The 11,651-nt window shown below is 69.1% G+C and carries 8 protein-coding genes and 1 pseudogene; 5 read left to right on the top strand and 4 right to left on the bottom strand.

The features are described 5' to 3' along the window. The first annotated feature begins 397 nt into the window (after nucleotides 1-397). Nucleotides 398-1,291: a LysR family transcriptional regulator gene (locus tag ACZ4VI_RS00845; protein WP_467995389.1), complete on the top strand. Its 894-nt coding sequence runs from the start codon at nucleotides 398-400 to the stop codon at nucleotides 1,289-1,291. Between the two features lie 120 nt (nucleotides 1,292-1,411). Further along, nucleotides 1,412-2,647: a putative Ig domain-containing protein gene (locus ACZ4VI_RS00840; protein WP_467995387.1), complete on the top strand. Its 1,236-nt coding sequence runs from the start codon at nucleotides 1,412-1,414 to the stop codon at nucleotides 2,645-2,647. Nucleotides 2,648-2,716: 69 nt separating this feature from the next. On the opposite strand, the pseudogene ACZ4VI_RS00835 reads toward ACZ4VI_RS00840, so the two are convergent. From ACZ4VI_RS00835 to ACZ4VI_RS00820, 4 genes and pseudogenes are all read right to left on the bottom strand, one after another. Then, nucleotides 2,717-2,905 (bottom strand): annotated as a pseudogene (locus tag ACZ4VI_RS00835) (RICIN domain-containing protein); the annotation flags it as partial. Nucleotides 2,906-2,934: 29 nt separating this feature from the next. Then, entirely contained in the window at nucleotides 2,935-4,377 is a 1,443-nt protein-coding gene (locus ACZ4VI_RS00830) for an endo-1,4-beta-xylanase (RefSeq protein WP_467995385.1), read from the bottom strand. A gap of 551 nt (nucleotides 4,378-4,928) precedes the next feature. Further along, complete coding sequence (locus ACZ4VI_RS00825) at nucleotides 4,929-7,148, bottom strand: glycoside hydrolase family 3 N-terminal domain-containing protein (RefSeq protein ID WP_467995383.1); 2,220 nt, start codon at nucleotides 7,146-7,148, stop codon at nucleotides 4,929-4,931. Nucleotides 7,149-7,157: 9 nt separating this feature from the next. Beyond that, a complete protein-coding gene (locus ACZ4VI_RS00820; protein WP_467995381.1) occupies nucleotides 7,158-8,171 on the bottom strand; it encodes a LacI family DNA-binding transcriptional regulator in 1,014 nt (337 codons plus the stop codon). 235 nt (nucleotides 8,172-8,406) lie between these two features. On the opposite strand from ACZ4VI_RS00820, the gene ACZ4VI_RS00815 reads away from it, so the two are divergent. The 3 genes from ACZ4VI_RS00815 (at nucleotide 8,407) to ACZ4VI_RS00805 (ending at nucleotide 11,604) form a co-directional block, all read left to right on the top strand. Beyond that, complete coding sequence (locus tag ACZ4VI_RS00815) at nucleotides 8,407-9,699, top strand: extracellular solute-binding protein (RefSeq protein WP_467995380.1); 1,293 nt, start codon at nucleotides 8,407-8,409, stop codon at nucleotides 9,697-9,699. Nucleotides 9,700-9,880: 181 nt separating this feature from the next. Beyond that, on the top strand, nucleotides 9,881-10,777 hold the full coding sequence (locus tag ACZ4VI_RS00810; RefSeq protein WP_467996250.1) for a carbohydrate ABC transporter permease: 897 nt from the start codon (nucleotides 9,881-9,883) through the stop codon (nucleotides 10,775-10,777). Continuing rightward, complete coding sequence (locus tag ACZ4VI_RS00805; RefSeq protein WP_450260187.1) at nucleotides 10,774-11,604, top strand: carbohydrate ABC transporter permease; 831 nt, start codon at nucleotides 10,774-10,776, stop codon at nucleotides 11,602-11,604. The genes ACZ4VI_RS00810 and ACZ4VI_RS00805 overlap by 4 nt, the downstream gene beginning before the upstream one ends. Nucleotides 11,605-11,651 lie beyond the last annotated feature (47 nt).

Raw genomic sequence — 11,651 nt, 5'->3', positions numbered from 1 at the left:
TGGAGCAGGGCAGGTGAACGGGGGTCGAGAGGGTCCGCCCACGCCGCTTCGGAGGGGCACTCACCATGGGTGACCGGCGGTAACCCCGTCGTGCCGCGTTGCATCGTGCGGTGGCCGCCTCTGAGTGTCAACGGCCATGTCGGTAGGGTCCATTTGTCCCCGGACGCCCGGCGATCGCTGCGAAATCCGCAGCCTGCGACCGCTCCCACTGCTTCGGCCTGCGTGGTTGCACGCACCGGAGCCACTCCTTCCGCACGGCGGCGCGGCCCGGCCGTGCGGCGGGGCATGCCGTGTCGGTATGGCTCACAGCCGACCTGGTATGAGGGCTTCCGCAATCGGTCGGTTGTTCACTCCGCTGCCCCTTACACCTGAACGATCCGGGGGTTACCGTCCGGTCATGACCCCCACACTCGCGCAGCTTCGATACCTCGTCGCCGTCGCGGACTGCCGCTCCATCACCGGCGCGGCGGCTTCGGTGTTCGTCGCCCAGTCAGCCCTCTCCCGGGCCGTTCAGGCCATGGAGCGCGACCTCGGAGTGGAGCTGCTCGCCCGGCGCGGGCGCGGCGTGGACCTCACGCCCGAAGGCACCCGCGTGGTCCGGCTCGCCCGTACGGTACTCGACGCGGTGGAGGCGATCGAGGACGTCGGAGCCCCGCACGGGCAGAACACCCGTGCCACCCTGCACGTCGTGGCCACGCCGACCCTGGCGCTCGACCTCGCCGTCGATCTCGTACCGGCCTTCACCGAGCGCAGCCCCGGCGTTGACGTACGCCTGCACCAGCACGACAGCCGGGAGGTTCTTGTGCAGGAACTCGTCGACGGAACCGCCGAGTTGGGGCTCGTCGACCTGCCGGTGGACAAGGAGCTGTCGGCGCACCACATTCAGGAGCGGGAGGTCGTCCTGATCTCGCCGCTCGGCTCCCAGCTGCCCGACCCGCTGCCCTTCCGGATGCTCGACGGTCTCGACATGGTGCTGCCGGCGCCGGGCACGGGCCGCCGTACGGAGCTGGAGGCGATGTTCAGCAGTCTGGGGGTACGGCCCGTGCCCACGCTGGAGGTCAACGAACGGTTGGCCTGGGTGACCGGAGTGATCGACGGCCGGGGCTCGCTCATCTGGTACCGGGACGTCGTCTTACGGGCCTTCGGCCGCCGCGCCGAGGTCCGCTCCTTCACACCGCCGCTGCTCCGGCCCGTGGGAATCGTGCACGCCAGACGCCCCCTGAGCCGTGCTGCGCGGGCCTTCCTCGCACACGCTCGGCACAACTCGCCCGTCCGCGAGCCCAGTCGCTGATTCCCCTGTCCGACCATGGGAGTTGCGTTGGGCGCGCCATGCCCGCCCGGCATCGGTCCATGCTCAACGCGCAGCTGTCCGACGCTTGGGAACTGCGGCTGTCGACGCCACATTGTGCGCATGTCCCGACTCCTCGCACCCCCACGCGCCGCGGCGGCCGCCGCGAGCCTCGTCCTGCTCTGGCCGATACCGCAAGCCGCAGCCGCAGTCGCATCCGCAACCGCACCCGCATCCGCATCCGCATCCGCACCCGGGAAGGCCGGGCGGCCCGCGGTGCTCTCGGTGCCCTCGGCCCCGGAGCGTACGTGCACCCTGCCCGCAGGCCTGGCGGAGATCAGCGGGCTCGCCATGAGTACGCGCCACCCCGGCGTCTTCTACGCCGTCAACGACAGCGGCAACAGCAACCAGGTGTTCGCGGTCGACTGCAGCGGACCCACCGGACAGCTCAAAGCCACCCTCACCGTCGCCGGCACCTCCAACACGGACTGGGAGGGGCTCGCCGTGGGCAGGGACACGGCCGGCCGGCCGGTGATCCTCGTCGGCGACATCGGCGACAACTTCAGCGGCCGCGCCGAGCTCACCGTCCACGCCTTCCCCGAACCCGACACCCTCGCGGGCGCCACCGTCACACCCGTCACCTACCGCTTCGCCTACTCCGACGGCCGTCACGACGCCGAATCGCTCCTCGCCGACCCCACGACCGGGCAGTTGTACGTCGCCAGCAAGCTCATCGGCGCCCCCGGCCAGCTCTACAAGGCGCCGCTGCCGCTCCAGCCCGGACAGCTCAACACCCTCACCCCGGTGCGACCCGGACCCGTCTTCGCCACCGACGGTGCCTTCTCGCCAACCGGAAAGTCCTACACCCTGCGGAGCGGCGGACCCCTAGGGGCGAACACGGCCTCGGTGTACGACGCGGCGACCGGAGCCAAGCTGGCCGACGTGGCGCTGCCCGCCCAGCCCCAGGGCGAGATCGTGACGTACGCCGACTGCGCCACGCTCCTGGTGGGTTCCGAGAACGACAACCAGATCTGGCGTGTGGCGCTGCCCGCGGAGGCTGCACCCGGCTGCGACGGCACCACGCCGCCGCCCACCGGGGACCTCAAGGTCGCCAACCCCGGCCCGCAGACATGCAAGTTCAACCAGAGCTGCACGATCCAGCTCACCGCGACCGGGGGGAGGCCTCCGCTGCGCTACAGCGCGAGCGGGCTGCCCTGGGGGCTGACTCTGGACGCCGCGACGGGTCGGATCAGCGGCAAGCCGTGGGGCTCGGGGACCGTTCAGATCACCGTCACCGCCGCAGACACGACCGGAGCCTCTGCCGGCACCGCCTTTCCGCTCACCCTCAACTGGTTCTGACGTCGCCTGAGGTGGACGACGACGAAGTGGAGCCAGGATCATCCTGGCTCCACTCCATGGTGCGGGCGTGTCACTGGAACTGTGCGAAGAACCTCCACTCTCGCCGGGGGAGCCGTCGACCGGACCGGGTATGTGGCCTCCGTCGAACGCGGCCGATTGGACCGGGTACCCGGCACGGCAGCTGGCGTAGGTGGTGGTGATGTGCGTCCGGCTGCCCGGAGCGGGCTCGCGCGGGCCCTGGGGCGTGCAGCCGTTGTTGCATCGGTTCACCCCTTCGCTGTGGCAGGTCAGGTGCGGGTCCAGCGTTGGTTGCTGCCGTTCCAGCAGGAGTAGAGCTGGATCAGGGTGCCGTTGGCGGTGCCGTTGGCGGCGGCGTCAAGGCAGAGGCCGGACTGGACGCCGACGATGGATCCGTCGGAGTTGAGGCGCCATTTCTGGTTGTCGCCGCCCCAGCAGCTGTATATCTGGACTTTGGTGCCGTTGCCGGTGCCGGCGGCGTCCAGGCACTTGTCGCCGTAGACCCTGAGCTCACCTCCAGCGGTGTAGGTCCACTGCTGGTTGGTGCGGCCATTGCAGTCCCACAGGTTGACCTGGGTGCCGTCGGTGGTGCTGGCGCCGGGCACGTCCAGGCAGCGGCCTGAACCGACGCCCTTGATCTGTCCGGAACCGGGCGAGGGGGTCGGAGTGGGGGTAGGGGAGGCGGCGTTGAGTGCGTTGAGGACGGACGTGTAGGCGGGCTTCTTGCTGCCGTCGCCGTTGAACAGCAGCGGCGAGTGCTCCGGTCGCCAGGAGTCGGTGTCGCGCACACCCCAGACGGTGATGCCGAGGCAGCGCGGGACGGCCAGGCAGTCGTTGGTCACGTTGGCGTAGGTCGTGGCCGAGGCGCCCTGGATGTCGAGTTCGGTGACGGCCACATCGACGCCGAGCGCGGCGAAGCTCTGCAGGGTGGTGCGGAAGTTGCTGTTGTACGGACTGTCGCTGTTGAAGTGCGACTGGAAGCCGACGCAGTCGATCGGCACGCCGCGCTGCTTGAAGTCTCGGACCATGGCGTACATGGCCTGGGTCTTGGCCCAGGTCCAGTTCTCGACGTTGTAGTCGTTGTAGCAGAGCTTGGCGGCCGGGTCGGCGGCGCGCGCGGTACGGAAGGCGACCTCGATCCAGTCGTTACCGGTGCGCTGCAGGTTGGAGTCGCGCCGGGCTCCGGAGGTGCCGTCGGCGAAGGCCTCGTTCACGACGTCCCACTGGGCGATCTTGCCCTTGTAGTGCCCCATCACGCCGTTGATGTGGTTGGTCATCGCCTGGCGCAGCGCGCTGCCGCTGAGGTTCTGCATCCAGCCGGGCTGCTGGGAGTGCCAGGCCAGGGTGTGGCCCCGCACCTGCTTGCCGTTCTGCACCGCCCAGTTGTAGACGCGGTCACCGGCGGTGAAGTTGAACTGGCCCTGCTGGGGTTCGGTGGCGTCGATCTTCATCTCGTTCTCGGCCGTCACCGAGTTGAACTCGCGGCCCGCGATCGTCGTGTACGTCGAGTCGTTGAGCCGGCCCGAGGCGATGGCGGTCCCGAAGTAGCGGCCGCTCTGCGCCGCCGCGCCGCCGAGCGTGCTCTCGGCGGCGTGTGAGGTCAGCGGTGCCACCAGCACGGCGGCCGAACCGAGGACGCCGACGATCAGCGCCGCACACAGGCCGCCGATCTTCCGGCGGACGGTGGGTGGGGGAATGGCATGTGAGCGCATGACTGAGCCTCCAGGATGGGAATCACGGAAGGATTTGAGCGCGGCAGAATGAATCCGCGTGAGCGACGCCGGCGTCCATTGACAAAGGACGCTCACCAGCAGGGCGTAACGAATCCAAGGCTGGTATCCGGCACTTGGGCAGAGGGGCGACACCGCCTCGGGATTCAGTGTGGAAACCCCGCCGAAACAAGTCAAGAGTTTCGAAAGAATTTCGAGCATCCTTCCCTCGGGGAAGGCTAGTTGGCGGCTTTCGGTTGCCCAAGGGTTATCGAAAGTCTTTCGATGAGGATCGCCCGATCTGATCGGCGGCTCCTGAAGAGAGATCCCGCAATAAACGAGTATTTTCCTTCAGTTCGTATCTCTGGGGCGCCGATATCCGTCGCGGTCGGCTGGGGCGCCACCTGGAGCCAGTTGTGGTCGGCGGTGCCGGAGTCGGTCCAGTGCAGAGCGAGGCCCGTCGACGGTGGACATGACGGGTGCCGAGCGGGCTGCCGTGCGCGGTCAACAAACGGGGCGGAACCCGGGCAGCACGGAATCACCGCACAACGTGGTCATGGAACCGGCACGATCTCGACCGGCACGGACAGCACCCGGTCGGCCGCCGGGTGACGTACGGGGCCCTCCAGAGTGAAGGAGCCCTGGAGCGGAAGATCGCCGCTGGACCGCCCGACGGCCACGCCGATCTCCCCCGGCTCCACTCTCCTCCGCAGGTCGAGCCCGGTGAAAGAGGTCCGGTCGGCATGGACGGAGAAGGTGATCCGGGCGGCCGCGCCCGGCTGCAGCTCGACCCTGCCGAATCCGGCGAGCCACCGCTGCGGCCGGACGACGGACGCCTCGGGGTCCGAGAGGTACAGCTGGACCACCTCGGTCCCGGCCACCTCTCCGACGTTGCGTACGGTGACCGAAACGGCGACGACCCCGTCCGTCGCGGCGACGGGATCCACCGAGAGCTCCGAGCAGGTGAAGCTGGTCCAGCTCAGCCCGTGCCCGAAGGGGAACAGCGGGGTCGGGTCCACCGAGCTCCAGTCGGTGTGCCCGCCGAGCCTGGAGTGCAGGTAGGTACCAGGCTGTCCGCCGACCTGGCGGGGGATGGAGACGGGCAGCCGCCCGGACGGTTCCGCGGCCCCGCTGATGATCCTGGCCAGTGCCGTCCCTCCCTCCTCGCCGGGGAAGAAGCCTTGCAACACGGCCGATGCGCGCTCGGCCAGCGAGCCGAGCGCGTACGGCCGTCCGGAGATGAGGACCAGGACGGTCGGCACCCCGGAGTCCAGAACGGCGGAGGCGAGTGCGGCCTGGTCGCCGGGCAGGTCGAGGGTCTCGGCGTCGCAGCCCTCTCCGGAGGTGCCCCGGCCGAACATGCCGGCCCGGTCCCCGAGCACCAGCACGTTCACGTCCGGATCGTCCGCGGTGACGGTGAACCCGGCAGCGGTGAGCGCCTCGCCGAGGGTCGGGATCTCAAGGCCGAGGTCGCCGGGCAGCGCGACGTGGTTGGGGAAGGAGTAGCAGCCGAGGAAGGACTGGGGGTCGTCGGCGTACGGCCCGCTGATCGCGACCCGGCACGGCCGCAGCGGCAGCGTGCCGTCGTTGGCGAGCAGTACGGTGGACCGTTCGGCCAGGAGCCTGGCCAGTGCCCGGTTCTCCGGCGGGTCGAGGTCGACCGGCTCGGGTTTGACGGGTTCCCAGTCGGGGTCGAGGAGGCCGAGCTCGGCCTTCTGCAGCAGGACCCGTTCCGCGGCCCGGTCGATGAGCTCCTCGGGTACGCTTCCCGACCGCACGAGCTCGGTCAGCGGCTCGCCGTAGCAGCGGGCCGTGGGCAGCTCGACATCGATGCCGGCGGCCAACGCCAGCGCGCCGGCCGCGCCGGCCGATCCGGTGACGCCGTGCCGGGTCTCCAGGAAAGAGACGGAGTAGTAGTCGGCGACGACGACACCACTGAAACCGAGCTCACCTCTGAGCAGTTCGGTCAGCAGCCGTTCGTCGGCGGCCACCGGGACGCCGTCCACGTCGGTGTAGCTGTTCATCACCGACCGGGCGCCTCCCTCGCGCAGTGCCCGTACGAAGGGCTCGACCAGCACGTCGGCGAACTCGCGCGGCCCCGAGGCGACGGGGGCCATGTTCCGGCCGCCGCGCGAGGCCGAGTACCCGGCGAAGTGCTTGAGCGTCGCCACGACCCCGGCGCCTTCCAAGCCCTGCACATAGGCGGTGCCGATCGCTCCGACGAGATAGGGATCCTCGCCGATGCACTCCTCGGTCCTGCCCCACCGGTAGTCGCGGACCACGTCGAGGACCGGAGCCAGCCCTTGGTGGACGCCGACCCGCCGCATCCCCGCGCCGATGGCGGCGGCCATCTGTCGCACGAGCCCGGGATCGAAGGACGCACCCCAGGCCAGCGGCCCGGGGAAGACCGTCGCCCCGAACGTCATGAACCCGGTCAGGCACTCCTCGTGAGCGACCGCCGGGATCCCGAACCGGCCGGATCCGGTCACCTGACGCTGGAGCGAGGCGAGCCGCTCCATTCCGGCTTCCGCGGTGATCGGCGCGGTTCCGTACACCCGGGTGAGCTGGCCGAGCCCGTGGGCGACGATGTCGTCGAGGCCCGGCGCGGACTCGCCGGAATCGTCCTCCATCGGCGCGACAGGTGCTCCCGGATTCGAGGGCAACGCCCAGAAGCCGGCGAGTTGCCCTGCCTTCTCCTCCAGCGTCATACGTCTCAGCAGATCGGCGACTCGCACGGACGCGGGCAGGAGGGGGTCACGCCAGGGCTCGGTCAAGGGGTTCTCCTAGGGACGAGGCGGGGCGGTGGAGAGCCGGACCTTGAGCTCGGTCGAGAGCTCCATCCGGGGGCTGACCAGGGGCTGGTCCTCCAGAAGCTGGAACAGTGTGCGGGCGGCGAGTCGGCCCATCTCCTCCAGCGGCTGACGCACCGTCGTCAGCGGAGGTGACAGCCATTCGCACATCGGCAGGTCGTCGAAGCCGACCACGCTGAGGTCCTGCGGGATGCTCAGCCCGCCCTGCCGGGCGGCTTCGTAGACGCCCATCGCCTGCTGGTCGCTACCGGCGAAGATGGCGGTCGGCGGCTCGGGGAGGGCGAGCAGTTCCTGGGCGCGCTGGAACCCACCCTCGTGCTGGAAGTCGCCGAACCGGATCAGGTCGCGGTCCACCTCGATCCCGGCCCGCTCCAGCGCGGCCCGGTACCCGTCGATGCGGGCCTGGCTGCAGAGCATCTCCTTGCGCCCGCCGATCGCGGCGATCCGGCGGTGCCCCATCTCCAGCAGGTGCTCGGTGGCGGCGAGGCCGCCCGCCCAGTTGGTCGCGCCGATGCTCGGCACCCCGTTGCCCGGCAGGTCGATCGGGTCGATGACGACCAGCGCCACCCCGGCCCGTTCGACCTGGGCGCGCTGGGCCTGGGTGACCGAGGCGGTGACGAGGATGACGCCGTCGCTGTGGTGCAGGACCGGCAGTGCGGCCCAGCTCGACGGCGTGGCCTCGCCCGGCGGGACGAGCGACACGACGGTGCCGACGCTCCGCTGGGCGCACTCGGCCTCGACGCCGCGCAGTATCTCCACCGCCCAAGCGCTGTCCAGACCGCCGATGATCAGGTCGACGAGGCCCGACCTGCGGGCCCTGCCCTGCCGGCCGGGCTGGAGGTAGTTGTGAGACCGCAGCAGGGTCTCGATCCTTTCGCGTGTCGAGGATGCGACATCGGAGCGGCCGTTGATCACCTTGGACACGGTGGCCTGGGAGACCCCTGCCTCCGCGGCGATGACGGCCAGGGTCGGACGCTGCTCGCTCAACTTCTCTCCTCTGCGCGGACGCCTGGGGCCGGCGACAAGTACCGCAAACTTTTCGAAGAGTTTCAGGTCGGCGTGACCTGCTTGTCAAGCCTGGAACAGCCGTTGTTTTTGGATAAGTTGGCGAGAGGTCTTGACCGAGAAGCCCCGCGTTCCTAGTTTGTGGCAGCACAGAATTCGAGAGTGTTTCGAAATGTTTTCGGGCGCGAACACGGCATTTCCCCACCCCGGAGGTCTCATGGCCAGCACCCCCCCGAGTCGACGACGCTTCCTGGCGCTCTCGGGCCTGACCGCACTGTCCGTCTCGCTGACCGCGGCCTGCGGCGGTGACGACTCCGGCGACAAGCCGGCGGCCGACGGCAAGGTGACGTTCGAGTGGTGGAACATCGCCACGACGGAACCGGGCAAGTCCCTCTTCCCGCAGATCTCCTCGGCGTTCACGGCCGCTCACCCGAACATCGGGATCGAGACGACCTCGTTGGAGAACGAGGCGTTCAAGTCCAAGCTGACCGCCACCACCTCCTCGGGCAAGCTCCCCGACGTCTTCCAGACCTGGGGCGGCGGCGTGCTGCAGCAGCAGGTCGACGCGGGTCTTGTCGAGGACCTCACCGACGCGTTCGACTGGTCGTCCGACCTCACCCCGGTGTCGCTGCAGGCCTATCAGTTCGGGGGCCGGACCTACGGGGTGCCCTACGACATCGGCATGGTCGGCTTCTGGTACAACAAGAAGCTCTTCGCCAAGGCCGGGATCACCGCGCCGCCGGCCACCTGGGCCGAGCTCCTCGAAGACGTCAAGAAGCTCAAGGCGGCGGGCGTCACTCCGATCGCCCTCGCGGGCAAGGAGAAGTGGCCAGGCCACTACTACTGGGCCTACCTCGCGATGCGCGTCGCGGGCCTCCCCACGCTGCAGCAGGCCGCGACCAGCAAGGACTTCACCGGCGCCGGCTTCGTCCAGGCGGGCACCCACCTCAAGGAGCTGGTCGACCTCCAGCCGTTCCAGGCGGCCTTCCTCGGCGCCGGATACGCCACCCCGGGAGGCCAGGCCGCGACCATGGGCAACGGCAAGGCCGCCATGGAGCTGATGGGCCAGTGGGGACCGTCGGTACAGAAGGACGCGGGGGCCGACCTCGGAGCGGACCTTGGTTTCTTCCCCTTCCCGACGGTCGACGGCGGTGTCGGCCAGGTCACCGAGGTGTTCGGCGGTGGCGGCGGCTTCGCACTGCGCAAGGGCGCCCCGAAGGAGGCGCTGGACTTCCTGAAGTTCTTCGTTCTGGAGAACGAGTCCAAGCTGCTGGCCTCCAACGGCTACCTGCCGGTGGTCAAGGGGGCGGAGCGCCAACTCACCGACGCCAACAAGAAGGTGGTGGCCGACAGCCTGGTCAAGGCGACGGGCTTCCAGCTCTTCCTCGACCAGGCCTACCCGCCGGCGGTCGGCCAGGAGGTCAACGACAGCGTCGCCGACCTCATCGCGGGCAAGAAGACGCCCGAGCAGGTCACCCAGTCGATCACCGAGGCTGCGAAGGGTGCCTAGCTCCGTGGCTACCCCGACCAAGGACCCGGCCGAGGACCCGACCAAGGACCCGGCCAAGGACCCGGCCAAGGACCCGGCCGAGGACCCGACCAAGGACCCGGCCGAGGGCCCGACCGAGGAGCGGACGAAGGACGCCGTACGGGTGCACTCGCCCGCCCCGGCCCGGTCGCTCCCGCGCGAGCTGGGAAGCTGGGCGTCGATCGCGTGGTTCCTCGTCCCGGCTCTGGTCCTCTTCCTCGTCTTCGTCCTCGCCCCGATCGCCGTCGCCGTCCACACCAGCTTCTTCAAGTGGGGCGGAATCGGCTCCATGGACGACTTCGTCGGCCTCGAGAACTACGCCAAGCTGTTCGCCGATCAGGTCTTCCTCGGCGATATGGGGCGCGGGCTGTACCTGATCGTCCTGTCGATCACGGTGCAGTTGCCCTTCGCGCTGTTCACCGCGGTCCTGCTCAACCAGAAGCTGCGCGGCCGGGCCGTCTACCGCATGTTGTTCTTCGCGCCGTACATCCTGTCCGAGGTGGTCACGGCGGTCCTCTTCACCATGATCTTCCTTCCCGGCGACGGCATGGCCGACCACCTTGCCGGCGCCCTCGGCCTGGAGGGACTGCAGGGCAAGTGGCTCGCCGAACCCTCGACGGTCATGCCGACCCTGTTCGTGGTCATGACCTGGAAGTACTTCGGCTTCCACATGATGCTCTTCCTCGCCGGACTGCAGAGCATCCCGCGCGAGATCCTCGACGCCGCCTCCATCGACGGCGCCGGCGCCTGGCAGCGCTTCCGGTACGTGACGCTGCCGCTGCTCGGCCCGACGATCCGGATCAGCGTCTTCCTTTCGGTCATCGGGGCCATCCAGCTCTTCGACCTCGTCTGGGTCATGACCGCGGGCGGGCCCAACCACTCCTCCGAGACGATGGCGATCTCGATGTTCCAGTTCGGGTTCAAGCGCTACCAGGTCGGCTACGCCAGTGCGATCAGCGTGGTGCTGTTCATGATCAGTCTGGTCTTCTCCCTCTTCTACCAGCGTTACGTGCTCCGCCGTGACCTGAGCGGGGCCGTCACCACGGGAGGTGGCCGATGAACGCCCGCAGGACGGCACGCGGCCTGTCGTTGCACGCCGTGGTATGGCTGATCGCCGCGTTCGTCGTCGTGCCGCTGATCTACGCGGTGATCTCCGGGTTCAAGAGCACCGGGGAGCTGACGACCAATCCGTTCGGGCTGCCGGAGCACTGGAAGACCGGCAACTACACCGGCATTCTCGGCGACGGAATGTTCTGGCGGCAGATCGCCAACAGCGCGGGCATCGCGATCGGCACGACGTGCTGCACGGTGGCGGCCTCCGCAATGGCGGCGTTCGTACTGGCCCGCTACGCCTTCCGCGGCAGGGAGCTGTTCTACACGCTGTTCACGATCGGGCTGATGTTCCCGTTCGCGGTGGCCGTCCTGCCGCTGTTCCTGCTGCTGCGCAATTTCGACCTGCTCGACAACCCGCTCGGAGTGATCCTCCCGCAGGCCGCCTTCGGGCTCCCTATGACGATCATCATTCTGCGCGGCTTCTTCCGGACCATCCCGGCGGAGGTCGAGGAGGCGGCCATCATGGACGGCTGCGGCAAGTTCCGCTTCTTCTGGAAGATCCTGCTGCCGATGGCGCGGCCGGCGCTCGGCACGGTCTCGGTGCTGGCGATCGTCGCCAGCTGGAACAACTTCTTCCTGCCGCTGCTGGTGTTCAACGACCCGAAGTGGCAGACGATCCCCGTCGGCGTCCAGCAGTTCCAGGGCCAGTACTCGACCGACTACGCGCTCGTCCTCGCCTACATCGTGCTCGCCATGGTCCCCGCCCTCGCCTTCTACGCCGTCGCCGAGCGCCAGCTGATCGGCGGCCTCACCGCGGGCGCCACCAAGGGCTGACCCCTTCCGAGCGACCTCCACCCCCGAGGAGACCTTGTGAAACGCCT

It is taken from the genome of Streptomyces sp. NPDC029169 (assembly GCF_055563935.1).
The sequence above is the reverse complement of the archived record's forward strand: the minus strand, read 5'-3'. Positions and strand labels throughout refer to the sequence as shown.

Bases quoted from the DNA above. Each gene is read 5' to 3' on its own strand.
- ACZ4VI_RS00815 (WP_467995380.1), top strand. From the start codon at position 8,407: ATGGCCAGCACCCCCCCGAGTCGACGACGCTTCCTGGCGCTCTCGGGC.
- ACZ4VI_RS00840 (WP_467995387.1), top strand. From the start codon at position 1,412: ATGTCCCGACTCCTCGCACCCCCACGCGCCGCGGCGGCCGCCGCGAGC.
- ACZ4VI_RS00805 (WP_450260187.1), top strand. From the start codon at position 10,774: ATGAACGCCCGCAGGACGGCACGCGGCCTGTCGTTGCACGCCGTGGTA.
- ACZ4VI_RS00830 (WP_467995385.1), bottom strand. From the start codon at position 4,377: ATGCGCTCACATGCCATTCCCCCACCCACCGTCCGCCGGAAGATCGGC.
- ACZ4VI_RS00845 (WP_467995389.1), top strand. From the start codon at position 398: ATGACCCCCACACTCGCGCAGCTTCGATACCTCGTCGCCGTCGCGGAC.